The organism is Roseateles sp. P5_E8 (assembly GCF_054177665.1).
Map to the genome: position 1 here is coordinate 1 of NZ_JBGCUM010000066.1, position 26,078 is coordinate 26,078.

Annotated in this window: 21 protein-coding genes; 6 read left to right on the forward strand and 15 right to left on the reverse strand. The window is 68.8% G+C overall.

Annotated features, from left to right (window positions below; translation table 11 throughout):
• On the reverse strand, window positions 1-588 hold a 588-nt coding region (locus ACXRVZ_RS24250), incomplete at its 3' end, for a LytR/AlgR family response regulator transcription factor (RefSeq protein ID WP_458232921.1).
• Window positions 585-1,715 (reverse strand): sensor histidine kinase, encoded by a 1,131-nt coding sequence (locus ACXRVZ_RS24255; RefSeq protein WP_457425851.1) that lies wholly within the window; start codon window positions 1,713-1,715, stop codon window positions 585-587. The genes ACXRVZ_RS24250 and ACXRVZ_RS24255, both read right to left, overlap by 4 nt.
• A gap of 137 nt (window positions 1,716-1,852) precedes the next feature.
• Between ACXRVZ_RS24255 and ACXRVZ_RS24260 the strand changes: the two genes are divergently transcribed.
• Genes ACXRVZ_RS24260 through ACXRVZ_RS24270 form a run of 3 tightly spaced genes read left to right on the forward strand, consistent with a single transcriptional unit; the run spans window position 1,853 to window position 5,332 of the window.
• Window positions 1,853-3,250 (forward strand): phosphomannomutase/phosphoglucomutase, encoded by a 1,398-nt coding sequence (locus ACXRVZ_RS24260; protein WP_457425853.1) that lies wholly within the window; start codon window positions 1,853-1,855, stop codon window positions 3,248-3,250.
• A 49-nt stretch (window positions 3,251-3,299) separates the two neighbouring features.
• On the forward strand, window positions 3,300-4,055 hold the full coding sequence (locus ACXRVZ_RS24265) for a tetratricopeptide repeat protein (protein WP_457425855.1): 756 nt from the start codon (window positions 3,300-3,302) through the stop codon (window positions 4,053-4,055).
• Window positions 4,055-5,332: a 3-deoxy-D-manno-octulosonic acid transferase gene (locus ACXRVZ_RS24270; protein ID WP_458232922.1), complete on the forward strand. Its 1,278-nt coding sequence runs from the start codon at window positions 4,055-4,057 to the stop codon at window positions 5,330-5,332. The genes ACXRVZ_RS24265 and ACXRVZ_RS24270 overlap by 1 nt, the downstream gene beginning before the upstream one ends.
• Here the strand turns inward: ACXRVZ_RS24270 and ACXRVZ_RS24275 are convergent.
• Genes ACXRVZ_RS24275 through ACXRVZ_RS24295 form a run of 5 tightly spaced genes read right to left on the reverse strand, consistent with a single transcriptional unit; the run spans window position 5,322 to window position 11,637 of the window.
• Window positions 5,322-6,659, reverse strand: a complete 1,338-nt coding sequence (locus ACXRVZ_RS24275) for a serine hydrolase (RefSeq protein WP_457425859.1) — start codon at window positions 6,657-6,659, stop codon at window positions 5,322-5,324. The two genes, ACXRVZ_RS24270 and ACXRVZ_RS24275, sit on opposite strands and share 11 nt — an antisense overlap.
• Window positions 6,660-6,700: 41 nt before the next feature.
• Window positions 6,701-8,113, reverse strand: coding sequence for an efflux transporter outer membrane subunit (locus ACXRVZ_RS24280; RefSeq protein WP_458232923.1), 1,413 nt, complete (start codon window positions 8,111-8,113; stop codon window positions 6,701-6,703).
• A 14-nt stretch (window positions 8,114-8,127) separates the two neighbouring features.
• Complete coding sequence (locus ACXRVZ_RS24285; RefSeq protein WP_458232924.1) at window positions 8,128-9,711, reverse strand: DHA2 family efflux MFS transporter permease subunit; 1,584 nt, start codon at window positions 9,709-9,711, stop codon at window positions 8,128-8,130.
• Between the two features lie 7 nt (window positions 9,712-9,718).
• Entirely contained in the window at window positions 9,719-10,807 is a 1,089-nt protein-coding gene (locus ACXRVZ_RS24290; protein WP_457424931.1) for an HlyD family secretion protein, read from the reverse strand.
• Window positions 10,808-10,830: 23 nt separating this feature from the next.
• The gene (locus ACXRVZ_RS24295) at window positions 10,831-11,637 is read right to left on the reverse strand and encodes a pirin family protein (protein ID WP_457424933.1); all 807 of its coding nucleotides are present in this window, start codon (window positions 11,635-11,637) and stop codon (window positions 10,831-10,833) included.
• An 89-nt stretch (window positions 11,638-11,726) separates the two neighbouring features.
• Here ACXRVZ_RS24295 and ACXRVZ_RS24300 point away from each other — a divergent pair, with 89 nt between their 5' ends.
• Complete coding sequence (locus ACXRVZ_RS24300; protein WP_458232925.1) at window positions 11,727-12,668, forward strand: LysR family transcriptional regulator; 942 nt, start codon at window positions 11,727-11,729, stop codon at window positions 12,666-12,668.
• Here ACXRVZ_RS24300 and ligA read toward each other — a convergent pair.
• Window positions 12,622-14,667, reverse strand: a complete 2,046-nt coding sequence (ligA, locus tag ACXRVZ_RS24305) for an NAD-dependent DNA ligase LigA (protein ID WP_457424937.1) — start codon at window positions 14,665-14,667, stop codon at window positions 12,622-12,624. The genes ACXRVZ_RS24300 and ligA overlap by 47 nt on opposite strands.
• Before the next feature lie 134 nt (window positions 14,668-14,801).
• On the opposite strand from ligA, the gene ACXRVZ_RS24310 reads away from it, so the two are divergent.
• Window positions 14,802-16,058, forward strand: coding sequence for a GAF domain-containing sensor histidine kinase (locus tag ACXRVZ_RS24310; RefSeq protein ID WP_457424939.1), 1,257 nt, complete (start codon window positions 14,802-14,804; stop codon window positions 16,056-16,058).
• 5 nt (window positions 16,059-16,063) lie between these two features.
• Here the strand turns inward: ACXRVZ_RS24310 and ACXRVZ_RS24315 are convergent, their stop codons facing one another.
• From ACXRVZ_RS24315 to smc, 6 genes are all read right to left on the reverse strand, one after another.
• Entirely contained in the window at window positions 16,064-17,353 is a 1,290-nt protein-coding gene (locus ACXRVZ_RS24315; RefSeq protein WP_457424941.1) for a polyamine export protein PaeA, read from the reverse strand.
• 61 nt (window positions 17,354-17,414) lie between these two features.
• Entirely contained in the window at window positions 17,415-18,968 is a 1,554-nt protein-coding gene (locus tag ACXRVZ_RS24320) for a tryptophan halogenase family protein (RefSeq protein WP_457424943.1), read from the reverse strand.
• Window positions 18,969-18,987: 19 nt separating this feature from the next.
• The gene (locus ACXRVZ_RS24325) at window positions 18,988-19,680 is read right to left on the reverse strand and encodes a DUF6445 family protein (protein ID WP_457424945.1); all 693 of its coding nucleotides are present in this window, start codon (window positions 19,678-19,680) and stop codon (window positions 18,988-18,990) included.
• A 10-nt stretch (window positions 19,681-19,690) separates the two neighbouring features.
• A complete protein-coding gene (locus ACXRVZ_RS24330; protein ID WP_457424947.1) occupies window positions 19,691-20,506 on the reverse strand; it encodes a PEP-CTERM sorting domain-containing protein in 816 nt (271 codons plus the stop codon).
• Window positions 20,507-20,658: 152 nt separating this feature from the next.
• On the reverse strand, window positions 20,659-21,711 hold the full coding sequence (locus ACXRVZ_RS24335; RefSeq protein WP_458232926.1) for a cell division protein ZipA C-terminal FtsZ-binding domain-containing protein: 1,053 nt from the start codon (window positions 21,709-21,711) through the stop codon (window positions 20,659-20,661).
• Window positions 21,708-25,220: a chromosome segregation protein SMC gene (gene smc, locus ACXRVZ_RS24340; protein ID WP_458232927.1), complete on the reverse strand. Its 3,513-nt coding sequence runs from the start codon at window positions 25,218-25,220 to the stop codon at window positions 21,708-21,710. Before smc ends, ACXRVZ_RS24335 begins: the two co-directional genes overlap by 4 nt.
• Window positions 25,221-25,378: 158 nt before the next feature.
• Between smc and queF the strand changes: the two genes are divergently transcribed.
• Window positions 25,379-25,819: a preQ(1) synthase gene (gene queF / locus ACXRVZ_RS24345; protein ID WP_457425016.1), complete on the forward strand. Its 441-nt coding sequence runs from the start codon at window positions 25,379-25,381 to the stop codon at window positions 25,817-25,819.
• Here the strand turns inward: queF and ACXRVZ_RS24350 are convergent.
• The coding region (locus tag ACXRVZ_RS24350; RefSeq protein WP_458232928.1) for a hypothetical protein at window positions 25,820-26,078 on the reverse strand (259 nt) is incomplete at its 5' end.

The window sequence follows — 26,078 nt, forward strand, 5'->3', positions numbered from 1 at the left end:
GAGCTGGCCGGCCAGCTCGAAGATGGGCGTGCGGATCAGGTGCTCGCCCGTCGCCGTCTGCACGATGGTGTACTTGTCGTCGGCGTGGAAGAACAGCACTTCGTCCACCGGCACCTGGTGCGTCAGCTCGCCCTGGGCGGCGCGGATGTAGCGCAGCCGGGCGGGTGCCCCGCCAGCGGCTGCGGGCAGCAGGCGCTTGAGGGTCTCGGCCAGCGCCTCGTCGCCGCTGGCGGCGGGCCCGGCGCGCAGGCGGTCCACACAGCGGGCCAGGCGGTCGGCCTTCAGCGGCTTGAGCAGGTAGTCGACGGCGCGCGCCTCGAAGGCATCCACGGCGTACTGGTCGTAGGCCGTCACGAAGACGACGCGCGTCGCACCCTCAATGCCCTGGGCCACCTCCAGCCCCGTCAGGCCGGGCATCTGGATGTCGAGGAAGGCGATGTCGGGCTCCAGCTCGGCAATCGCCTCGGCCGCTTCGATGCCGTGGGCGGCTGTTCTGACGATCTGCAGCTCGGGCCAGGCCTGGGCCAGCTGGGCCTTGAGGTACTGGGCCAGATGGGGTTCGTCGTCGGCAATCAGGGCGGTGGTCATGGCGAGGAGCCTGTCAAGGGAATCTGGATGGTGGCGAGCGTGCCGCCGCCTTCGCGCGGCAGCAGTTCCAGCGTCGCGCCAGGGCCCCAGCGGGCCGCCAGCCGGGCGCGGATGTTGTCCAGGGCCAGGCCATTGCCGCCACGCCGCCTGGGTGCATCCAGCCCCTGGCCATCGTCCGCGACGGCGATGCACAGCGCCCCCGCCTCGCGCCGCGCGCTGACGGTGATCTCGCCGCCGCCGACCTTGGGCTCCAGCCCATGGTGAATGGCGTTCTCCACCAGCGGTTGCAGCAGCAGCGGCGGCAGCTCGAAGCCGGCCAGCTCCGCGGGCAAGCTCAGGCTCACGCGCAACCGCTCGCCCATGCGCAGCTGCATCAGGCCGAGGTAGGCCTCCAGCATGCCGAACTCCTGGGCCAGCGTCGTGCTGTCGCCGCGCAGCTGGCCGAGGCTGGCACGCAGGTAGTCGGTGAAGCGCTCCAGCATCAGCTTGGCCCGGTCGGGATCGAAGTCGATGAGGCTCTGCACATTGGCCAGCGTGTTGAACAGGAAGTGCGGCTCGATCTGGCCCTGCAGCAAGCGCAGCTGGGCCTCGGTGATGCGGGCCTGCATCGCCTCCTGCTTCCAGCGGGCGCGGTAGCGCAGGCCGATGAAGACGGAGATGACGGCCGAGATGACGAGGAACTCGGCCCAGAACGCCGGTTGCGCCAGCGCCTTGTTCCAGCTCTGCGTCATCCAGATCTGGTCCACCACCGCAAGGCCGATGACGACGCCGATGGCCGAGCAGGCGACCGAGAGCGACGTGTAGAACAGGCCGGCGCGCCAGTCCCGCCAGGCGACGATGGCGTCGATCCAGCGCTGCGGCGCGAGCCTCTCGAAGCCGCGAAAGATGAAGAAGAAGCAGGCCGTCACGCAGGCGCTGACGAGCATGTGGCCGGGCAGGTCGCCGGCCCACCAGCGCGCCGAGCCCAGCCGGCCGCTCTGCAGGCCGTGGAAGGTCGCGAAGAAGAAGCCGAAGAACAGGAACCAGAGCAGGTAGATCAGCAGCCGCACACGCAGCCGGTCCGGGCGGTGCTTCATCAGCACGCGCTGGTGGCGCAGGGCCTGGGTGAATTCCTCGGTGAAGCTCATGGGGCGCGAGTGTAGGAAGCCCGCACGGCATGCCCCTTGCATGAGCGACGGATCGACAGCCGGCGCGACGGTTGGCCAGACATGGGCCATGCCTACAATCCGCCGCGATTTCAAAACCCAGTATTCGAGGGCATTCCATGCAGGTTCACGCTTCCATCTTCAAGGCCTATGACATCCGTGGCGTCGTCGGCCAGACCTTGAACGAGGAGCTCGCAGAGCACCTGGGTCGCGCCTTCGGCACCGAGGCCAAGGCCCTGGGCGAAAAGGCCGTCGCCGTCGGCCGTGACGGCCGCCTGTCGGGCCCCGGCCTGGTGGCCGCACTGGTGCGCGGCCTGCGCTCCACCGGCCTGGATGTCGTCGACATCGGCGCCGTGACGACGCCCATGCTCTATTACGTCGCTGCCACGCGCGCTCAGCACGGCTGCAGCTCCGGCATCATGGTCACGGGCAGCCACAACCCCAAGGACTACAACGGCTTCAAGATGGTGCTCAAGGGCGCCGCCGTCTACGGTGACCAGATCCAGGGCCTGCGCCAGCGCATCGAAGCCGAGGACTACGCCAAGGGCCGCGGCCGTGGCGCCAAGATGGACATCGTGCCCGAGTACACGCACCGCGTCGTCAACGACTGCAAGCTGGCCCGGCCGATGAAGATCGTCGTCGACAGCGGCAACGGCATCCCCGGCGCCTCGGCCCCGGCCATACTGCGGGCTCTCGGCTGCGAGGTCATCGACATCTTCTCCAAGGTCGACGGCGACTTCCCCAACCACCATCCGGACCCGAGCCGCCCCGAGAACCTGGAAGACCTCAAGCGCGTCGTCCACGCCACTGGTGCCGAGCTGGGCCTGGCCTTCGACGGCGACGGCGACCGGCTGGGCATCGTCACCAAGGATGGCGAAATGATCATGCCGGACCGCCAGATCATGCTGATCGCGGCCGACATCCTGAAGCGCAACAAGGGCGCACAGATCATCTTCGACGTGAAGTGCACGCAGCGCCTGGCGCCGTGGATCAAGAAGCACGGCGGCAAGCCGCTGATGTGGATGACCGGCCACTCGCTGGCCAAGGCCAAGCTGAAGGAAACCGGCGCGCCGCTGGCAGGCGAGCTGTCGGGCCACATCTTCTTTGCCGAGCGCTGGTACGGCTTCGACGACGCGATGTACACGGCCGGCCGCATGCTGGAGATCCTGTCCCGCGCCAAGGACCCGAGCGCCGTGCTGCAGGCCCTGCCCAACAGCTTCAACACGCCCGAGATCAACGTGCCCTGCGCCGAAGGCGAGCACCACGAGGTCGTCAAGCAGCTGAAGGCGCTCGTGGCACCGGGAGACCTGCCCGGCGTGCTGGAGATCAACACCATCGACGGCATGCGCTTCGAATATGCGGACGGCTTCGGCCTGATCCGCCCGTCCAACACCACGCCGGTGCTGGTGCTGCGCTTCGAGGGCCACACGCCCGAGGCGCTGGAGCGCATTCAGCACGACGTGCTGGCACAGCTCAAGCGTGTGAAGCCGGACGCGCAATTTGCCGCAGGCCACTAAGGGCTGAGCGGCCGCAGAGCCGCCTCATCGTTCACACAGGGAGAACAACATGCCATTGATCGGAGGCCTGCACATCCTGATCGCGCTGCTCTGCGCGGTCCACGTCGTGCGAAGCGGCCAGCAGCTGTACTGGCTCTTCATCCTCTTCGCCTTCCCATTGCTGGGCAGCCTGGTGTATTTCTTCGCCATCTACCTGCCCAATTCGCGCCTGGACCACGGCGCGCGCAAGGCCGTGACCGCGGCAGCGCGGGCGCTGGACCCGGGCCGCGATGTGCGTGAGGCGCGCGTCGTCTACGACGTGTCGCCCTCGGCCCAGAACCAGATGCGCCTGGCCGAGGCCTTGCTGAACGCCGGCGAGGCCAAGGAGTCGGCCGAGTTGTACGAGGGCGCGCTGAAAGGCCCCTTCGCCAACGACCCCGACCTGCGCTTCGGCGCCGTGCGCGCCTACGTCGACAGCCAGCGCTTCGATGCGGCGCTGAGCCATCTGCAGGCGCTGAAGGCCGAGCGGCCCGACTACCGGCCCGACCAGGTCCAGCTGCTGCTCGCGCGCAGCTTTGCCGGCACCGGCAGGCAGGCCGAGGCGCGTGAGAGCTTCGAGGCGGCCGTGCGCCAGTACGGTAGCTTCGAGGCCCATGCCGAGTATTCGATCTGGGCGCTGGCCACGGGCGATGCCGCCACGGCCGCCCGCCTGCAGACCGAGATCGACCGCAAGGTTCAGCTCTGGACGCCTGCCAGCCGGCAACTGAACGAGCCAGTCATGCGCCGCCTGAAAGCCGCGCACGAGCTGGCGCGCAAGGGCGGTTGATGCCTGAGGGCCTGGCACTGGCCCTCTACGCGGCACTGCTGCGTCTGCTGACGCCCTTCTACCTGCTGCGCCTGTGGCGGCGCGGCGCCAAGGAGGCGCTGTACCGGCACGCGCTGGGCGAGCGACTCGGCTTGTTTTCTGGCTCGACTGAGCCTGGCCGGCTGTGGATCCACGCCGTGTCGCTCGGCGAGACGCGTGCCGCCAGTGCCCTCATCGACGCGCTGCGCGCCCGCGACCCGGCGCTGAAGTTTCTGCTGACCCATTCCACCGCCACGGGCCGCGAGGCCGGCCAATCCTTGCTGCGCGAAGGCGACGCCCAGGCCTGGCTGCCCTACGACACGCCCGGGGCCGTGCGCCGCTTCCTGCGCCACTGGCAGCCGAAGCTCGGCGTGCTGATGGAGACTGAGGTCTGGCCCACGCTGCAGCGCGAGGCTGCAGCAGCGGGCGTGCCCATGGTGCTGGCCAACGCGCGCCTGTCCGAGAAGAGCCTGCGCCAGGGGCTGCGCTTCGCGTCGCTGCTGCGCCCCGCCGCGCGCCGCATGACGCTGGCGCTGGCACAGACCGAGGCGGATGCGCAGCGTATCCGCGCCATCGGCACGGCGCGTGTCGAGGTCGCCGGCAACCTCAAGTACGACATCGCCGTGGACCCGGCGCTGATCGCGCGCGGTCAAGCCTGGGCGGCGCGATTGGGCCGGCCGGTGCTGATGCTTGCCGTCAGCCGCGAAGGCGAAGAGGCCGCGCTGCTGGCTGAATGGATGAAGCAGCCGGTGTCTCGCCCGCTGCTGGCCATGGTGCCGCGCCATCCGCAGCGCTTCGACGAGATCGCCGCGCTCATCGAAGGCGCCGGCTTCAAGCTCGCCCGCCGCAGCGGCTGGGCCGACGAGCCGCCGGCCGAGGCGTTGCAGGCCGACGTCTGGCTCGGCGACTCGATGCGCGAGATGCCGCTCTACTACGGCCTCGCCAGCGTCGCGCTGCTGGGCGGCAGCTTCGAGCCGCTGGGCGGCCAGAACCTCATCGAGGCGRCCGCCTGCGGCTGCCCGGTGCTGGCCGGGCCGCACACCTTCAACTTTGCCGAGGCGACCGAGCTGGCGCTGGCGGCGGGCGCGGCCCAGCGTTGCGCGTCGCTGCCCGAGGCAGTTACGCGTGGCCTGGCTTTGTGTGCCGACGATGCCGACCGGCGCGCGATGGGTGCCCACGCCCTCGCCTTCTCCGCCGCCCATCGCGGCGCGGCGGTGCGCATGGCGACAGCGCTGATGGCGCTGCGAACTACTCCCTGACGAACCGCAGCGTATTCCCGCCCTGGAACAACGACAGCGACTTGGCATCGGCATCGAACTCGATCTCCAGCGGCGTGATCTTGGCGAAGAAGCGGCGTGGTGCCTTGGCGAACAGCTCGAACTCGCCCTGCCCCGTGGCCTGCGCGAACAGGCGCTGGCCATCAGCACGCACGGTCAGCTTGAACTGCGGGTTCAGTGCGTAGACGCCGGCCAGCGGCTGGAGCTGCTCGGCCGTCAGCGTGATGCTGGCCTGGCGTGTGGCTGCCAGATCGCGCAGCGGCGCACTCGCGTCGAGGATGTGGGCACTCAGGTCGCCGACCGGCACCTGAGCATTGGCCAGCACAACGGCCGCACGGCCGCGTGACGGGTCCAGCCACAGCGAACTGCTGAAGCCGCCCGTGCCACCGTCGTGGTTGAACAGCGTGCGGCCGTTCACCGTGGCCAGCCCCCAGGCCAGGCCAACGGGATTGCTTGGTACCGCGCCAGCTGCGCGACGTTCCAGGCACAGCGCGAAGGCCTCGCGCAGCGGATGTTCGTAGCCACCCAGCGCCGCCTCGGCATAGCGCAGCAGGCCGCGCGCCGAGCCATGCAAGGCGCCGCAGCCAGCTGTCGGGCTTTGGAAATGCCAGGCCGACACTGGTTTGCCTTGCGCGTCGTGGCCTTGCAGCAGCGTCGGCCGGCCGACGCCGATGTGCGCGGTCAGCCCCAACGGCTCCAGCACGCGGCGGGTCAGCAGCGTGGCGTAGTCAGTGCCCTGGCGCAGCGCCAGCGCGTGGCCCAACAGGCCGAAGGCGAGGTTGGAATATTCGAAGCGGCTGTCGCGCGCGACGCTGGGCTGCCAGCCCTTCAGGAACAGGCGCAGCGTGGGCCCGTCGTAGTCGGCATAGGGGTCTTCGGGCTTGGCCGGCGCGAAGTTGGACGGCAGCCGCGGCAGGCCGGAGCGGTGTGTGGCCAGGTCCACCCAGCGCAGTGGCTGGCCGGCGCTGTCGCGCAGCTTGAGGCCGTCCGGCAAGGCCGCCTCGACCGGGTCGTCGAGCTTGAGTTCACCGCGCACGACGGCGTCGGCCAGCAGCAGCGCCGTGAACGTCTTGGTGATGGAGCCAATCTCGAAGACGCTGTCGGCGTCAGGCCGGGAGCCGGTTTTCGCGGCGCCCGCAAACTCGGTCTTGCCGCCGCTCAACCGGCCGGCGGCCAGCGCGACGCCGTCGTCCTTGAGGCGAGCCTCCAGCAGCGTCTGCAACGCGGAGGCCTCGGTCTGGGCCAGCGCGGGAAAGGCGGCGCTGCCGGCGGCGGCCAGCAGGCAGTGACGGCGTGTGATGCGGTTCATGGTGCGGTCTCCTCCGGGGAGGCCGCAGCATAACGACGAGATCAGCTGCCAGCAGGCGTCCAGCCGCCGCCCAGCGCCTTGACGAGCTGCGCCGTTGCCGCCCACTGCGCGCCGCGCAATTGCGCCAGCGCGCGCTCGGTCGCCAGCGGCGTGCGCTCGGCTTCGGTCACGTCGAGGTAGCTGACGGCGCCCTTGTCGTAGCGGCTGCGGGCCACGGTAAGTGCCTGGCTGGCCGAGCTCAGCGTGCGGTTCTGCGCGTCCACCGTGGCGGCTCGGCCTTGCAGTTCGGCGAGCGCATCGTCCACCTCGCGCAGCGCCTGCAGCATGCGGCCGCGGAACACGGCGAGCGACTCGTCGACTTGCGCCTTGCTGGCGGCCAGGTTGGCCTTGTTGCGGCCGCCTTCGAACAGCGGCAGCGAGATGCTGGGGCCGACGTTGTAAAGGCGTGCCGGCGCCGAGATCAGCGAGCCGAGGTCTTCGCTGGAGTAGCCAAAGCTGCCGGTCAGCTTGATGGACGGGTAGAAGGCCGCCTCGGCGATGCCAACCTGGGCTGTGGCGGCGTGCAGCTGGGCCAAGCTCTGGGCCAGGTCGGGGCGGCGTTGCAGCAGTTCGGACGGCAGGCCGGCGCGCAGCAGCGGCGGTGCGGCCATGGGCGAGGCCTGCAGCTTCAGCTCGGCGGCAGCCTGGCCGGTCAGCGCGGCGATCTGGTTCAGCAACAAGGCCTGGCGGCGCGGCAGGTCGGTGACGTCGGCCTCGGCGGCGGCCAGTTCGGCGCGCACGCGTTCCAGGTCTTGCGTGGTGGACGAGCCGGCGTCGAAGCGCGTCTGCGCGACCTGGAACGCCTTGGCACGACTGTCACGCAGGCGTTGCAGCGCGGCGGTCTCGTCGGCCAGTGCGCGCCATTGCCAGTAGGCGTTGGCGACATCGGCTGTCAACGCGACGCGGGCCGCAGCGGCGTCCAGCGTCGAGGCGTCGAGCTGGGCCTGCGACGACTCGCCCTGGCGCTTCACGCGGCCCCACAGGTCCAGCTCCCAGCCGATGCTGGCCTGCAAGCCGAAGGTCTCGCCTTCGAAGGTGACGGGGTGGCCGTTCAGCACCGGCGTCGTCGTCGCCTTGGCCGACGTGCGCAGGCCACCGGCATTGGCGCCGAGGTCGACGCGTGGCAGGTGGTCGGCCTTGGTGGCACCGAAGACGGCGCGGGCACGTTCGATGCGCGCGGCGGCCGCAGCCAGCGTCGGGCTGGCTTGCAGCGCCTGAGCTTCCAGCGCGTTCAACTGCGTGTCGTTGAACATCAGCCACCAGTCACGCTGCAGTTCGGCGCCGGCCACTGGGGCGGCCGCGCGGTAGGCGGCGGGGGCGTTGGCGGCGGGCGCCTGGTAGTTGGGGCCAAGCGTCGTGCAGGCGGCGAGCGCGGCCGTGGCAAAGAGGGTGAGAACAGTCTTGAGTTGGATCATCTCGATCTCCCGATTCAATGTGCGGCTTCGGCGGCGCCGGCGCCACCCAAAACCTTCTTGCTCATCCAGACGATGGCGACGCAGCAGGCGAGCGCGATGCCGAGGATCAGGAAGGCGTCGTTGTAGGCCATGACGAAGCTGTCGCGGCGCACGACGTTGTCCAGCGCCTTGAGGGCCATGTCCTGGGCGGTGGCGAGGTCGGCACCCTTGCTGGCGAAGTTCTGCGCCAGCGTGTCCAGACGGGCTTGCGTGGCCGGGTCGTAGAGGCTGATGGCCTCGCCGACGCGGGCGCTGTGCAGGTGCTCGCGATTGGTCAGCAGCGTGGCCAGCGTGGCGATGCCGACCGAGCCGCCGAGGTTGCGCATCATGTTGAACATGCCCGAGGCGCTGGGCAGCAACTGCGGCGGGACGCCGTTCACGGCGAAGTTGGTCAGCGTGATCATGATCAGCGGCTGGCCCAGCGCGCGCACGATCTGCGCGAACAGCAGTTCGGGGCCGGCCGTGTCGGCGCTCATGTGGGTGTTCATGAAGCACGACGTGGCGAACAGCGCCAGACCCACGCTCATCATCACGCGGTTGTCCAGCTTGGTCGACAGCTTGGCCGCGAACGGCATGATGAAGAGCTGCGGCAGGCCCATCCACATGATGACGATGCCGATCTGCATGGGCGTGTAGCTGGCGATCTGGCCCAGATACAGCGGCAGGATGAAGGCCGAGCCGTAAAGGCCCATGCCGGTGGCGAAGGCGATGACGCCGGCGATCAGGAAGCTCGGGCGGCCGAGGATGTGCAGGTCGATGAAGGTGTTCTTGCGCGTCAGGCCGCGCCAGGCCCAGCCGTAGATGCCGCCCACCGCCAGCACGGCGGCCGTGATGATGAAGGGGCTGGAGAACCAGTCCTTGGCATTGCCCTCTTCCAGCATCGCCGTCAGCGAGCCCAGGCCCACGGCCATGAAGACGACACCCCACCAGTCCACTTCGCGCAGCAGCCGCAGGTTCATCGGCTCCTTGTCCAGGCCGATGCCCACGCCCAGCACCAGCAGGATGCCGGGCACCCAATTGATGTAGAAGATGCTGGGCCAGCCGTATAGCTCGGTCAGGTAGCCGCCGACCGTGGGGCCGAGCGTCGGCGCAAGAGTCGCCGTCATGCCGAACAGCGCCAGGCCGATGGGCCGCTTGTTCAGCGGCAGCTTGCGCGTGACCAGCGTCATCGCCATCGGGATCATCACGCCGCCGGTGAAGCCCTGGGCCGCGCGAAAAACGATCATGGACTCCAGGCTCCAGGCCATGCCGCAGAGCGTGCTGAAGACCAGGAACAGCACCACGTTGACGATGAGATACCGGCGCGTGGAGAACACCATCGACAGGAAGCCCGCGAGCGGGATGACGACGATCTCGGCGACGAGGTAGGCGCTGGAGATCCAGGAGCCCTCTTCCTGCGTGGCCGACAGCGCGCCGAGGATGTCGCGCAGCGAGGAATTGGTGATAGCGATGTCAAGCACCGCCATGAATGCGCCCAGCAGGCTGGCCAGCACGGCCAGCCAGGTGCGGCCACTGACCTTCTGGTCGGGCGGCGGGGGGAGGTAGTTCTCGTTGCCCATGGCAGCGTCACTCAGCGATGTGGACTTCCACCTGCACGGACAGGCCCGGCACGATGCGTGAGGCTGCGTCACCGAGGCTCTTCAGGCTTTCCGGCTCGAGGACGACCTTCACCGGCACACGCTGCACGATCTTGGTGAAGTTGCCGGTCGCGTTGTCCGGCGGCAGCAGCGCGAAGCTGGCGCCCGAGGCGGGGGCGAAGCTGTCGACGTGGGCTTCCAGCTCCTTGCCGGGGAAGGCGTCGACCTTGACGTGCACCTTCTGGCCCGGCTTCATCTTCGCAAGCTGGGTCTCCTTGAAGTTGGCGACGATCCAGACCTCGGGTTCGACGATGGCGGCGAGTTGCTGGCCGGCCTGCACGCGCTGGCCCACCTCGACCGTGCGCTTGCCGATGCGGCCGTCGCTGGACGCCTTCAGTTCGACATAGCCGAGCTGGTTCTGCGCATCCTTCAGCAGCGCCTGGGTCGCGCCCTTCTGTGCGTTGGCGGACTGGCGTGCGCTCTCGGCGGCGACGATGGCTTCCTTGGCGGCGGAGGCGCCGGCCTTGCGGGCGGTCAGGTCGGCGCGGGCCACGTCACGCGCGGCAAGCGATGCGTCCAGTTCCTGCTTGCTGGTCGCGCGCAGTTCGGCGCCGAACAGCGCCTGGCTGCGCTTGGCATCCAGTTCGGTGCGGGCCAGCACGCTCTCGGCCTGGGCGACCTGGGAGTTGGTGACCGCGGCTTGCGCCTTGGCCTGGGCGATCTGCGCGGCGCTGGTGGCAATGGCCGCATCGGCCTGGGCGATCTGGGCCTTAAGGCGCTCGATCTGCACGGCCGCGTCGGCCGGGTCCAGACGCAGCAACACGTCGCCGGCCTTGACGACGGCGTTGTCCTGCATGCGCATCTCGGTGACGACACCGGCCACACGCGTGGCGACCGGGTGCAGGCGACCGGCAATGAAGGCGTTCTCGGTCTCCACCAGGTGCTGGGCGCGCCACCACATGCGGCCACCCAGGCCGATGCCGCCGATCAGCAGGATCGCGCCGACGATCAGCAGCGGCACGGGCGGGCCGCTCTTCTTGGGCTTGGGCGCGGTGGTGTTTTCTTGCGGTGCGTTCATGACAGGTTTCCTGTGACTTGGTTTTATCGAGGGCTGAGGCGGCCCATGCCGCCCGACTGGAATCGCTGCAGTGCGGCCACGACCTGGCCTTCGTCGCTCATGACGAAGGGGCCGTGGCGCACGACGGGTTCATGAAGCGGCCGGCCGCAGAAGCAGGCCAGGCGCAGGGCTTCATCGGCCACGACACGGGCGCTCGCGCCCAGGGGCAGGCTGAGGGCGCGGCCGGTGGACAGCGGCAGCTCATCGGTGTGGCCGCTGCCTTGGATGACGATGGCAAAGCCCTGCTCGCCTTCGGGCAACGTGAGGTCAAAAGTGGCGCCAGCGGCGATGTCGACCAGCACCAGCGACGTGGACCACGGCAGGTCCAGCGCGGTGTCGGCACCGAACACCTGCACGGCCCGCCAGCCCTCGCCCACACGGCGCGGCATCTGCTCGGGCGACAGGCGCATCACGGTCGGTGCGCGCAGCTTCTGGTCAGCCGGCAGGTTGACGAAGATCTGCAAGCCATGCGCCTCGCGGCCCGGCTCGGCGGGGAATTCGTCGTGCATGACGCCACGGCCGGCCAGCGTCCAGTGCAGGCCGCCGGGGGCAATCGGGTGCTCGCCGCCCAGCGAGTCGCGGCTGACCATGCCGGTGGCCGAGTCGTCGAAGAGATAGGTCACCGCCGAAAAGCCGGCATGCGGGTGCGGCGCAAACGCCGGCTCGCTCATGCGGAAGTGGTCGACCATGATGAAGGGGTCGAGCAGCAGCAGCGGTTCACGCCAGCCCTCGGCCTGGAAGCCGGCGCCGATGCGCTGCCTTTGGGGCTGGAGAAGACGGGTGGTTGACATGATGGGCCGGACTGTAGAGAGTTCCATTTCCGACGAATAGCCGCAAAACTCAAACGGACCGTTCCGGAAACGAAACGAAATAAAACGAGATGAAGATCGACGACCTCCTGCTGCTGGCCCAGGTTCACAAGGCCGGATCGCTCTCCGAGGCCGCCCGCCAGCTGGACCTGCCCAAGGCCACGCTGAGCCGGCGCCTGACGGCGCTGGAGACCTCGGTGGGCGCGCGCTTGTTCGTGCCCGGCGCCAGCCGGCTGACGCTGACCGAGCTGGGCGAGCAGCTCGCCGAGCGCGCCGCGCGGCATGACGACGACATCGCCGAGACCCGCCACTGGCTGGCCTCGCGCGAGGCCACGCCGCAGGGACGACTGCGCGTGTCGGTGCCGGCGGAGTTCGCGATGCTGGTGCTGGCCGAGAGCTTTGCGCGCTTCGTGCGCCGCTACCCGAAGGTGGAGCTGGAGCTGGACACGACGCCGCGCCGCGTCGACCTCTTCAACGAACCCTATGACGTGGCCGTGCGCATGGGCCCGGTGGACGAGCCCGACCTGATCGCCCGCCAGTACATGCTGCTGGAGCGCGGCCTGTACGCCAGCCCGGTCTACCTGCAGGCGCGCCCCGCACCGCAGACGCCGGCCGACCTGGCCCACCATGACTTCGTCGTGCTGACCCAGGGCAAGGGCATGTACCGCACGCTGCAGAACGGCAAGYAGACGGCCGAGGTGCAGTTGCGCGGGCCGCTGGAGGCCAACTCCATCGGCCTGGTGCTGTCACTGGCGCGGGCCGGGGGTGGGTTGGGCAGCTTCCCGTTCGGCATGGTGGCGTCGGACGTCGCGGCCGGCACGCTGGTGCCGGTGCTGCCCGACTGGAGCTACGAACCGCTGCCCGTGCACCTGCTGACGGCCAGCCGACGGCTGATGCCGGCCAAGACCCGCGCCTTCATCGACCACTTGTTCGAGACAGTGCCCGAGTGGGCCAAAGGCCCCTTCCTCAACCTGCCAGCAAAGCCTTCAGTCCCGCTTCGTCCAGCACCGTGACGCCCAGCGTGCGAGCCTTCTCCAGCTTGCTGCCGGCCTCTTCGCCAGCCACGACGTAGTTTGTCTTCTTGGACACCGAGCCGCTGACCTTGCCGCCGGCGTCCTCGATGAGCGCCTGCGCTTCATCGCGGCTCAGCGTCGGCAGCGTGCCGGTCAGCACCAGTGTCTTGCCCAACAGCGGCCGCGGGCGATCGTCGGCCTCGCCGGCGCTTTCCTTCGGCGTCACGCCGGCCGCCAGCAGCTGCTCGACGACCTCGACGTTATGCGGCTGCGCGAAGAAGGTGTGGATGCTCGTGGCAACGATGGGGCCAACGTCAGGTACTTCCAACAGCTGCTCGACGCTGGCTTTCATCAGCTTCTCCAGCGTGCCGAAGTGCCGCGCCAGCTCCTTGGCCGTCGTCTCGCCCACCTGCCGGATGCCCAGCGAAAACAGGAAGCGCGCCAGCGTCGGCGTCTTGCTCTTCTCCAGCGCGTCGACGATGTTCTGCGCGCTCTTCTCGGCCATGCGGTCCAGCGCGGCGAGCTTGGCCACGCCGAGCTTGTAGAGGCCCGGCAGGCTCAGCACGATGCCGGCGTCGACGAGCTGCTCGACCAGCTTGTCGCCCAGGCCCTCGATGTCCATTGCGCGGCGGCCGGCGAAATGCAGCATGGCCTGCTTGCGCTGCGCCGGGCAGAACACGCCGCCGGTGCAGCGGTAGTCCATGCCGCCCTTCTCGCGCGCCGCCTCGCTCTTGCAGATGGGGCAGGCGCGCGGCAGGCGGAAGTTGGGCACGTAGCTCGGCCGGTCGCCGGGCACGCGGCCGACAACCTCGGGGATCACGTCGCCCGCGCGACGGATGACGACCTTGTCGCCCACGCGCACGCCCTTGCGGCGCATCTCGAAGACGTTGTGCAGCGTCGCATTGCTGACCGTCGTGCCGCCCACGAACACCGGGTCCAGCCGCGCCACCGGCGTCAGCTTGCCCGTGCGGCCCACCTGCACGTCGATGGCCAGCAGCGTCGTCACCTGCTCTTGTGCCGGGTATTTGTGCGCCACGGCCCAGCGCGGCTCGCGGGTCTTGAAGCCGAGCTTGGCCTGCAGCTCGCGGGAGTTCACCTTGTAGACGATGCCGTCGATGTCGAAGGGCAGCGCGTCGCGCTTGGCGGCCATGGCCTGGTGGAACTGCACCAGGCCCTGCGGGCCCAGCACCACGGCACGGTCGCCGTTGACCGGCAGGCCCATGTCCCCCAACGCGTCCAGTAGGCCGGCATGCGTGGCGGGAACGTCCCAGCCTTGCACCTCGCCCAGGCCGTAGGCGTAGAAGGACATCGGCCGCTGGCGCACCAGCGCCGGGTCCAATTGCCGGATGGCACCAGCCGCCGTGTTGCGCGGGTTCACGAAGGTCTTGTCGCCACGCTCGCGCTGGCGCTCGTTGAGCTTCTCGAAGTCGTCGCGGCGCATATAGACCTCGCCGCGCACCTCCAGCACGGCCGGTGCATCGCCCTTCAAGCCATGAAGCCGCAGCGGGATCTGGCCGATGGTGCGCACGTTCTGCGTCACGTCCTCGCCCGTCTCGCCATCGCCGCGTGTGGCGGCCTGCACGAGCACGCCGTTTTCATAGCGCAGGCTCATCGCCAGGCCGTCGAACTTCAGCTCGGCGGCGTATTCCACCGGCGGGTCGGCCTCGGTCAGCGCCAGCTCGCGGCGCACGCGTGCGTCGAAGGCGATGGCCCCGCCCTCGGTCGTGTCCGTCTCCGTCGTGATCGACAGCATGGGCACGACATGGTGCACGGGCGTCAGGCCCGCCAGCACGGCGCCGATGACGCGCTGTGTGGGCGAGTCCGGCGTCAGCAGCTCGGGGTGGGCAGCCTCGATGGCCTGCAGCTCGGCAAATAGCTTGTCGTACTCGGCGTCCGGCAGTTCGGGCGCGTCGAGCACGTAGTAGAGGTGGGCGTGGCGGTTCAGTTCGGCGCGCAGCTCGGCGGCGCGGTCTTGTGGTGCGGAGCTCATCGGCGGCATTGTCTCGCCTCGGCGCAACTGCCAAGGCCACCCGCGGGGCGTCGGCGTTTCGTACTGGCCCCACGCCGTGGGTACAGAATCTCCGTCTATCCCTGCGGCCAGCGCGGCGCACCCTGGTTCCATGAGGTCGAGCGATGAACGCCATGCTTCCGTCGAACGAGTTGCAGCGGCTGGCAGCCTTGCAACAATGTGAAGTGCTCGACACGCCTCCGGAAGGCGCGTTCGACGACATCACGGCCCTGGCGGCAGACCTGCTCAAGGCGCCCATCTCGCTGGTCTCCCTGGTCGACGAGTCCCGGCAGTGGTTCAAGTCGCGGCATGGCCTTGCCGTCGCACACACGCCGAGGGAGATCTCCTTCTGTACGCACGCGATCCTTCAGGAAGGATTCTTCGAGATTCCCGATGCACTGGCGGACGCGCGATTCGCCGACAACCCACTGGTCACCGGCGAGCCGCACATCCGCTTTTACGCGGGCACGACGCTGCTGACGGCGGACGGCCGAGCGCTGGGGACCTTGAACGTCATCGACACGGTGCCGCGCCGCTTGTCCGAGAGCGAGCGGCACACGTTGACGGTCCTGGGGCGTCAAGTCACGGCCCAGCTCGAACTCCGTCGCAAGGCATGGGAACTGCGGCACGAGGTGACCGAAAGGCAACGCGCCCGGGCGGCTGCCGAGGAAGCCAACCAGGCAAAGAGCCAGTTCCTTGCACAGATGAGTCACGAAATCCGCACGCCGCTCAACGCCATCCTCGGCTTTGCCCAGTTGCTGCAGATCGAGAACGCAGCCCAGCCTGACCTGCCTGCGAAAGATCGGGCTGGCCAGATCCTGCGGGCGGGCGAGCTGCTGCTGGCGCTGATCAACGAGTCCCTGGATCTCGCGCGCATCGAGGCCGGCGCCATCGAGCTGCACCCAGGTCATCGACTGCTGGGCCCRCTCATTCGGGCCAGCGTCGAAATGGTGAGCGAGTCGGCGCGCCAGGCGCACGTCGAGCTGCACAACGACATCGCGGCTGAAGCGGGCCCGAGCCTGCTGGTCGACGGCACACGGCTGAAGCAGATCCTGATCAACCTGCTGTCCAACGCCATCAAGTACAACCGTCGCGATGGGTCCGTGAGCATCACGGCTGCGATCCACGCCGGCCTCGTGCGGATTGACGTGAAGGACACCGGCCCGGGCATCGAGGAGGCCAAGCTGGGCCAGCTCTTCCAGCCCTTCAACCGGCTCGGTGCAGAGCGCACCGGCATCGTCGGCACCGGGCTGGGTCTGGCAATTGCCAAGCGACTTGCCGAACTGATGGGTGGCGACCTGACCGTGCAAAGCGTCGTCGGCAGTGGCACGACCTTCACGCTGGCGCTGCCGATCAACGACTCAGGCGACCATCCCGGCTGAGAATTTCATGCGCCACGGCGCGTGATCATCACTTGGTCGACGCGATAGCTGTCCACGTCGACCACCTCGAAGCGCCAGCCTTCCCACTCGACGACGTCGGTGCGGCGCGGGATGCGGCGCAGCATGACCATCAGGAAGCCCGCCAGCGTGTCGTAGGTGCCGGCATGCGGCCAGTGCTCGATGCCGAGCGACCGCTCCACATCGGGGATGGGCGTGATGCCGTCGGCCAGGAAGCTGCCATCCTCGCGGCGCACGATCTGCTCCTCGTCGTGCGGCGCGACCAGGCTGCCCATCACCGTGTTCATCACGTCGTTCAGCGTGATGACGCCCACCACGCGGCTGTACTCGTTGACAACGACGGCGAAGTCTTCGTGCGCCTCGCGGAAGTGGGTCAGCATCTCCGACAGCGTCAGTCGGTCCGGCACGATGAGCACCTTCTTGACAAGCACGCCGCCGTCCTCGCGCAGCGACAGGCGCTCGTCGCGCAGCACGCGCTGGAACAGGTCGGTCGCGTCCACATAACCCACCACCTGGTCGACATCGCCGTCGCAAACGAGGTAGGTCGAGTGCGGCGTGTCGGCAATGCGGGTGCGGATCAGCGCGTCGTCGTCGTCGCGCGAGAAGAAGACGATGCGCTCGCGCTCCGTCATCACGGTCTCGACGGTGCGCGTGTCCAGCTCGAACACATTGGCGATGACCTGCTGCTCTTCATCGGCCACCACGCCGGCCTGGTAGCCGGCTTCGGTCAGCGCAAGGATGTCGCGGTAGCTGATGGTCTCGTCGCGCTTGGCGGGCAGGCCCAGCAGGCGGATCAGGCCTTCGGTGATGGCGCTGAAGGCCCAGGCCAGCGGCTTGAGCACGCGGCACAGCATCAGCATGGGGCCGACCAGCGCCAGCGCCACGCGCTCGGGCTCGTTCATGGACAGGCGCTTGGGCACCAGGTCGGCCAGCACGATGAACAGCGACGTGATGCTGACGAAGGAGGCTGCAAAGCCCAACGTGGCCGCCGTCGCGGGCGCCACGACGAGGCGGAACAGGCCCTCGAAATGAGGCGTGAATGCGCCCTCGCCAACGATGCCGGCCAGGATGGCGACGGTGTTGACGCCGATCTGCACGACGGTGAAGTAGTCGCCCGGGTGCTCCTGCACGGCCAGCACCTTGGTGGCGCGGGCGTCGCCGCCGTCGGCGCGCTGCTGCAGGTTGAGCCGGCGCGATGCGGCCAGCGACAGCTCGGCCATCGAGAAGAAGGCGCTGGCGGCGATGAGGAGGGCAATCAGCAGCAGGCTGAAGCTCAAGCGGGCTCCGTGTGGGATGGGCGCTTCAGTTTACGGCGCCCCACCCTGCCAGCTGATGAGGCTAGCCCCGCGGCCGCCCGTCGTGTGCGGCGCGCTGCTTGCGGACGTAGTCGCGCAGGCTGGGCGAGTGCAGCGTCGCCTGCTCGCGCAGTTGCTGCACCTGCTTCATCGCTGCGGCGCTGCTGGCCACCGGGATATAGGGCGTCTGGCCGATGCCGTGCTCGGGCAGCCAGTGCAGGCCGGCCATGATGAAGAGCCAATTGTTGGAGCCGAACAGCGACACGCGGTGGCGCATGTCGCTGGGCGACGGGATCTTGGCTTCCCACAGCTGCAGCGTGGCCACCAGCGAGGGCGGCAGGGTCACCTCCTCGGTGATGCGCTGCCAGAAGGGGCTGTCGCGCCGCTGCGAGAGCACGTAGTGCAGCAGCACGAAGTCGCGCAGCTCCTCGTACATCTCGGCCATCAGCTGGTTGACGCGGGCGCGGCAGCGCTCCACACCACCGGGCGCGGGCAGGTGGTCGACGAAGAGCTGCAGCGCGTACTCGATCAAGTAGATGGCGGTGGACTCCAGCGGCTCGATGAAGCCGCCCGCCAGGCCGAGCGCCATGCAGTTGCCTTCCCAGCTCTGCTTGTGGCGGCCGACGCGCATCTTCAGGAAGCGCGGCTCGCCCAGCGATTCGCGGCCGGCCATCTGGCGCTTCAAGGTCGCCAGCGCCTCGTCGTCGCTGCAGTCGGCGGACGAATAGACATAGCCGGCGCCGGTGCGCGACTGCAGGTCGATCTCCCAGGTCCAGCCGGCCGGCTGGGCCGTGGCCGTCGTGTAGGAACGCATCGGCGCATGCGCGTCGGCATGGGCCCAGGGCATGGCCACGGCGCGGTCGCAGGGCAGCAGGTCGGCATAGGACTCCCAGGGCACGCCCAGGGTCTTGCCGAGCAGCAGCGAGGCAAAGCCGCTGCAGTCGAAGAAGAAGTCGCCTTCCAGCCGCGTGCCGTCGGCCAGGCCCAGGCTCGCTATGCCGGCGCCGCCGCGCTGGACGTCGACGACCTCGCCGACGATGTGCTCGACACCACGCTCCATCGCCGTCTTCTTCAACAGCGCCGCCAGCTTGATGGCGTCGAGGTGATAGGCGTAGGTGACCGGCGCCTGATAGTCGGGCGCGGTCATGGGTTTGGGTGAGGCGTTGGCGTCGAACAGCGCCGTCTGCGCCAGGCAGGCATCGGCAAGCGGCGGCACGGGTGCGCCGCGCTGCTTGAGGTTCATCCAGTGCGCCGCGGTCGAGTAGCCGTCGTAGGGCGTGATGCCGTCGAAGGGATGGTCGTAGCGGTCCGCGCTGGCGTCGCCGCCCTCGCGCCAGCCGACGAAACGGATGCCGTTCTTCAGCCCCGCGTCGCAGGCCGAGAACAGCGCGCCCTCGGGGATGCCCAGCGCCGCCAGCGTGCCGCGCAGCGTCGGCACCGTGGCCTCGCCGACGCCGATGGTGCCGATCTCGCTCGACTCGACGAGGCGGATGCGCACGCCCGCCGCCGGGTCGCCGGACAGCGTGCGTTGCAGATAGCAGGCCGCCAGCCAGCCGGCCGTGCCGCCGCCGACGATGACGATGTTGCGGATGTACATGGAGGAGTCCGGGAAGGTGTCAGGCCGCGACCGGCGGCTTCACGAAGAGCCGCTGCGTCAGCCGGGCCGTCGCCATCGTATGGTTGGCCTGCACGTCGCGCATGTCGATGGAGTGGAAGGCGTTGCCGGGGTACATGACCAGCCGGTTGTAGAGCCCGGCCATCGTGTGCACGCGCTCCCAGATGCCGTCCTGCTCGATGGCGTAGGTGTCGGGCTGGGTCGCCTTGCCGTGATCGCGCAGCCAGTCGCCGTACTCGTCCATCTCGGCCTGGTTGCGCAGCATGGCCTTGCCCGTGGGCAGGTGGCGGAACAGGCAGGTGCCGATCTCCAGATGCGGGTTCAGGTAGATGACGCCCGCCACGAGCAGGCCGTCGATGTGCGGGTGCTTCTGGTTGGCCAGCATCTCGGAGGCCGGCGTCGTGACGATGGAGAAGTCCGACGTGAAATGGTCGGGCGCCAGGCCCGTGGTGCCCAGCGCGCCGAGCAGGCGGCCGAGCTGCTCGAACAGCGGCGTCAGCGCCTGCGGCGGGATGGTGCTGTGCAGGCCCGGGTAGTAGGCCAGCGAGCTGTCGAAGCTACCGCGCAGCGCGAGCTGACGCACGGCTTCGGGGTCTTCATAGAAGTTGTCGACGACGAGGACAGGGCAGTCCTCGCCGACCGATTCGATCCGCAGCTCGGCTGCGGCGTTGAGACGAAAGACCCGCTCCAGCACGGTCAGGCGGTCAGGATTTGCGGCGGCGGCGCGTGAAGCTGGCGCCCGTCAGCGCGGCGGCGCCCACCAGGACGAGCGTGCCCGGCTCCGGCAGGCCGCGCCGCTCTTCCACCACCAGATTCAGCGTGGCCGACAGCACGCGGAATTGACCCGCCGATGCGCCCACGCTGAAGCTCAGCACGCCATCGCCTTGCACGTCGGCCAGGCCCGCCAGGTCGAGAGCCAGGCTGGTCTGGAGGTCGCCCTGCAGGGCCTCATAGACGTCGCGCTGGCGGTTGTAGAGGGTCGTGTAGCCATTGCCGGTGGAGTACTGGCCTTCGTAGTTGTAGCCGCCGTAGCCGGTGCTCGACGTGATCCACTGGTCCACGACGTCGCTGGCCGTGGCGTTGCCGGCGGACACCGTCATGGTATCGGCCACGGTGTCGCGGTGCGTCACGTCACCGGAGCGCAGCTGTTCCGTGTAGCTGGCGTAGACGGGGTAGTAGTAGCAGCTGCTGCCGCCCCACCAGGAGTAGTAGCAGCCGCCATAGGCGTAGTAGGTGTAACCGCCGGAGTAGATCGTCTCGTAGTTGCCGAAGACCGCCCCGGTGGAGCTGTTGTACGAGGCGTCGGAGATGCCGTAAACAACCAGGGTGCCCGACAGCGCGGTGCCCCCCGCCACACCCTGCGAGGCGAGCGCGGAGTTGACGTTGAACTGGAAGTTGGCCGAATTGCCGTTGAGCACCTGCCCGAGGGTCATGGTCTGAGAGACCGTCACCGGAGCTGCCTGCGCCGCCAGCGCGGAACCCACCGCCAGTGCCGTCGCGGAAAATTTCAAAGTCGTCATATGCCCCTCGCTCCTATATCCCTAGTTCTAGGGGTGGAGTGTCGGCGTGTGGCCCGGCGGGACTGCGGTCAAAACCCCCAGAACACGGGGGCGCAATCAGGCCTCAAAGCCTCATCGCGGCCCGGGCCGTGACTTTTTGCGCAGGGCGGAAATCAGCTGAACAAGCGACGGGCTGCGGGCGAGCCGGCCGCCAAGTCGCGCTCCGCCAGCGCCTCATAGAGCTTCTTCAGCTCGACGTCGATGGACGCGAAGGCGTGTAGGCCCAACACCTGGCCGCGGTCGTCGCAAACCTCGGCCTCCAGGTCACGGGCCAGCGCGCGGGCGGCCTCCTGCCAGGCGGCGAAGGGTTCCTGATCGGCCGGCGTCTGCGGCACGTCCAGCGCCAGCGTCAGCTCACGCAGCGACTGTGCCTCGGGGTCTTCGGCCAGCGCGGCCTGGGCGTCGAACTGCAGCGTCAGCAGCGGCGGCGCGCCCTCTTCGCCCGAGGGCATGACGAGACGGCCCGGCAAGGCACCGGCCACGAAGCCGTGGCGGCCCGCGGCCTGCTGCACGAAGCCCGGCGTCCAGGCCGCGCCCTTGGCGCGCAGCAGCAGTGCGAGCTGGGCGTCGTGGCTGGCGGCGAACTGGTCCAGCTCGCGGGCGCGGGCCACCACGTCCAGCATGTCGGGGAACTGCACGAAGCCGCCCACGCCGTCGGCAAAGGCCTGGATCTTCTGCACGAACTCGGAGTACTCGATCTCGTTGAGCGGGCCGCTGCGGTTGGCCATCTTCAGGCCGGCCTGGAACTCGCTGTAGCGCTGGCCCGGCTCCGGCAGCTCCCAATCGCCACTCTGGGCGTTCAGTCCTTCGATCTGCAGCGGCTTGGTGCCGGCGCGGCGGCTGCCGGGCTGGTGCTGCAGGGCCATCTCGCCTGAGACGGGCTGCTCGACGGTGATGGTGGAGATCGCGTCGATCAGCGCATCGATGCGTGCCGACGGCCGGCGCAGCGGCCGGGCCACGGCGGGCAGCGTCGCGTCCAGCGGGTCGGCCACTGCGGCGGCTTCGTCACCGAGCGCCGGCGCGGGGCCGTCGAAATGCGGCTCCTCCAGCGACGGCACGGCGCGCTTGGGGCCGGCCTTGCGCGCCGTCCAGGCGCCGTGGGCGATGACGGCGATGAGCACCAGGCCGCCAAGAATGGCGAGCAACGTCGTGAGGCTCATATTCATGCTTCGGCCATGGCCAAGGCCTTGTCCATATCCACCGCGACGATGCGCGACACGCCCTGCTCCTGCATCGTCACCCCAATCAGTTGTTCTGCCATTTCCATCGCAATCTTGTTGTGCGAGATGAAGAGGAATTGCGTGATGCGGCTCATCTGCGTCACCAGCTTGGCGTAGCGCTCGGTGTTGGCGTCGTCCAGCGGCGCGTCCACTTCGTCCAGCAGACAGAAAGGCGCGGGGTTGAGCTGGAAGATCGCGAACACCAGCGCAATCGCCGTCAACGCCTTCTCGCCGCCCGACAGCAGGTGGATGCTGCTGTTCTTCTTGCCCGGCGGCTGCGCCATGACCTGCACGCCGGCGTCAAGAATCTCGTCACCCGTCATCACCAGCCKCGCCTCGCCGCCGCCGAACAGCTCGGGGAACATGCGGCCGAAGTGGTCGTTGACCTGGTTGAACGTGGCGCCCAGCAGGTCACGCGTCTCGAGGTCGATCTTGTGGATGGCGTCTTCCAGCGTGCCGATYGCCGAGTTCAGGTCGGCGCATTGCGAGTCGAGGAAGGTCTTGCGCTCGCGCGCCGTCGTCAGCTCGTCCAGCGCGGCCAGGTTGACGGCACCCAGGGCGGCGATCTCGCGGTTGATGCGGTCGATCTCGGTCTGCAGGCCGTGGAGCTTGACGCTGCCTTCTTCAACCGACCTGGCCAGAGCTTCCAGGTCGACGGCGGCCGCTTCGAGCTGCTCGCGGTATTGCGCACCGCCGAGCTGGGCGGCCTGCTCTTCGAGCTGCAGCTTGGTGATGGCCTCGCGCAGCGGGTCCAGGCTGCGCTCGAAACCCATGCGCTGCTCGTCGGCCTTGCGCAGGCGCAGCGAGAGGTCCTCGTAGTTCGCGCGCACGGCGGCCAGCGCCTGTTCGCGCTCCATCTTGACGGCCAGCGCGTCCTGCAGGCCGGTCTGGGCCGCCACGTCGTTGAAACCGTCCAGCTCGGTCTGCAGGCTGGCGGCGGACGTGGCGACGGTGGCGATCTGGGCCTGCGCCGTCTCTATGCCGCGCTGCAGCTCGCCACGGCGCGCGGCCAGCGTCTGCGTGGCGAAGCGGGCCTCTTGAGCGCGGCGCTCCAGCCCGCGCAACTGCTCGCGGGCATCGGCCAGCTTGCGTTCGGCGGCAATGGTGCCGTCTTCCAGCTCGGCATGGCGTTGCTGGGCGTCGCCGAGCTGGATGTCCAGTTCCTCGAAGCGCGCCTCGCCCACCGCGCGGCGCTCCTGCAGGCCTTCCTGCTGGGCGGCGATCTCGGCCAGCTCGGCGTCCAGCGCGCTGCGGCGCTGCTGGCTGGCCTCGGCCTGCTGGGTCAGGCGCAGCAGCTCGACGTGGATCTGGTGGGCGCGCGTCTGCGCCTCGCTGGCCTCGCGGCGCAGCGTTGTCAGGCGGCCGTTGGCGTCGTTGAACTGGTGCTCGAGGCGGCTCAGCGTGATGCGGGCTTCGTCGGCGATCAGGTTCTGCGCGCGCTGTGCTGTCGTCAGCTGCTCGATCTCCTGGGCGCGGGCCAGCAGGCCGGCCTGCTCGGAGTCGGGCGCGTAGAAGGTCACCGAGAACTGGCCGACCGCGTGGCCGGCCGGCGTCAGGATCAGCTCGCCATGCGTGAGCTTGCCGCGTGCCGCCAGCGCCTCGTCCAGCGTCGGCGCGGTGTAGACGCCTTCCAGCCAGTCATTCAGCAGCGCACTCAGGCCCGCGTCGTCCAGGCGCAGCAGTTCGCTGAGCTTGGGCAGCGTCTCGTGCGTGTTGGCGATCGCGCCGGGCGGCGTCGAATAGAAGGCAAGCCGCGCCGGCGGCGCATCGGCCTCGAAGGCACGCACCGTGTCCAGCCGGCCGACGCTGAGGGCGCCCATGCGCTCGCGCAGCGCGGCTTCCAACGCGTTCTCCCAGCCGTGTTCAATGTGCAGCTTAGTCCACAGGCCTTGCAGGCCGTCCAACCCATGCTTGGCCAGCCAGGGCTTGAGCTTGCCCTCGGTCTGCACCTTTTCCTGCAGCGCCTTCAGCGCCTCCAGGCGGGCGGTCAGGTCGGACTGCTTCGCGAGCTGCGCGTTGGCGTCCTGCTGGGCGTTGCGCCGCTGTTCTTCAAGCACGGGGACTTGCTCGGCCAACTCCTGCAGGCGCCCATCGGACAGCTCGCGCGCCTCGTCGGCGGCAGCAGCGCGTTCGCGCACCTGCTCCAGCGCCTCATGATCCGGCGCACCCAGCGCGCGCGACTCGGCCGTCAGCCGGTCCTCACGCTGGCGCAGCGCCCTCGCCTGCTCGTCTACGCTGCGGCTCTCGGCCGCCAACACCTGGATCTGCTGCTGCACCTGGGTCACCAGCGTGCGCTGCTCGTTGGCACGGGCCTGGGCGGCGCGCACGGCATCCTCGGTCTGCGGCAGTTGGGCCTGCTGCTCCTCGGCCTGCGCGGCCAGGATCTCGCTCTGCTCGTCCGCCCCGGCAATCTGCTCGGCAATGCCTTCCAACTCGGCGGCGGACTGCTCCGCGCGCTCGCGCCATTGCTGGTCCTGCGCATGCAGCTCGGCCAGGCGCGCCTGGGCGCGGTTGCGGCTCTCGACGACGAAGCGGATGCGCTCCTCCAGCCGGCTGACTTCCAGCTGTGCCTCGGCATAACGGCCTTGTGAAGCGTGCAGCTCGTCACCGGCGGCGTAGTGCGACTGGCGCACCTCTTCCAGCGTCGCCTCCACGGCGCGCAGCTCGGCCGTGCGACTTTCGAGCGCGTTGACGGCTTCGGCATGCGCCGTCTTCACGCGCGTTGCCTCGTTGCCGGCGTCGCGCGCCTTCAGGAACCACAGCTGGTGCAGCTTCAACGTGCCGGCGTCCTGGAGGCCGCGGTAGCTCGCCGCCACCTCGGCCTGGCGCTCCAGCTTCTCGAGGTTCGCGTTCAGCTCGCGCAGGATGTCGTCGACGCGGGTCAGGTTCTCGCGCGTGTCCTTGAGCCGGTTCTCGGTCTCGCGGCGACGTTCCTTGTACTTGGACACCCCGGCCGCTTCTTCCAGGAACAGGCGCAGCTCCTCGGGCTTGCTCTCGATGATGCGCGAGATGGTGCCCTGGCCAATGATGGCGTAGGCACGCGGCCCCAGGCCCGTGCCGAGGAAGACGTCCTGCACGTCGCGGCGGCGCACCGGCTGGTTGTTGATGAAGTAGCTGCTGGTGCCGTCCCGCGTCAGCACGCGCTTGACGGCGATCTCGGTGAACTGGTTCCACGGCCCGCCTGCGCGCGCTGACGAGTTGTCGAACACCAGCTCCACGCTGGCCCGCCCCGCTGGCTTGCGGTTGCCGCTGCCGTTGAAGATGACGTCCTGCATGGACTCGCCGCGCAGCTCGCTCGCCTTGCTCTCGCCCAGCACCCAGCGCACCGCGTCCATGATGTTGGACTTGCCGCAGCCGTTGGGGCCCACCACGCCGACGAGCTGACCGGGCAGCTGGAAGGTCGTGGGTTCGGCAAAGGACTTGAAGCCGGCGAGCTTGATCGAATTCAGCCGCATGGAGGAAGGTTCGTAAGCCCTTGATTTGGCTAAAGAAAAGCGCCTTTGACGGGCGCTTCGATGGGGCCGGATGATAGCATTCGCACCCTCTCCAAATGCCCACGATCATGGCCACCAAGAAGTCCGCCGCCCCCGCCGCCAAGAAGAACAAGCCCAAGATGCGCGAGGTGCCGCCGAATCCGCCGAGCAAGCCCAGCAAGGACATCCTGGTCTTTCCGAACCCGAACCCGGAGCGCGACTACGTCATCCAGTTCCAGGTGCCCGAGTTCACCTGCCATTGCCCGCTGACCGGCCAGCCCGACTTTGCCCACTTCACCATCGACATGATTGCCGACGAGCTCTGCGTGGAGCTCAAGAGCCTGAAGATGTACTTCTGGAGCTACCGCGACGAAGGCTCCTTCCACGAGAAGGTCACCAACAAGATCCTCGACGACATCGTCAAGGTGACCGACCCGCGCTTCATCCGCATCACGGCCAAGTGGTATGTGCGCGGCGGCATCTACACCAACGTCGTGGCCGAACACCGCAAGCCCGGCTGGACGCCCGCACCTCGCGTGGATCTGCCGGCGCACGGCTTCGAGTCGGGGATGCTCGGTTAATCAGCGCTTCATGACGGGGTTGCGCAGCCAGGCCTCCTGGTTTTCGTCCAGCAAGCGAGCCGGATTCATCGCCGCCAGATAGCGCTTGAGCATCGCGTCGAACTCGGGCAGCCGGCCCAAGCAGGCGCTGCGCCGGGACCAGCCGACATAGTTCAGCGCCTCAGCCACGGGCGGTTTCAGCACCTTGAAGCGAGCTTCCGTGCCGTTGGAGATCAGGTGCGCCAGCGCCGGGTAATGCGGCGAGATGAAGTAGTCTATG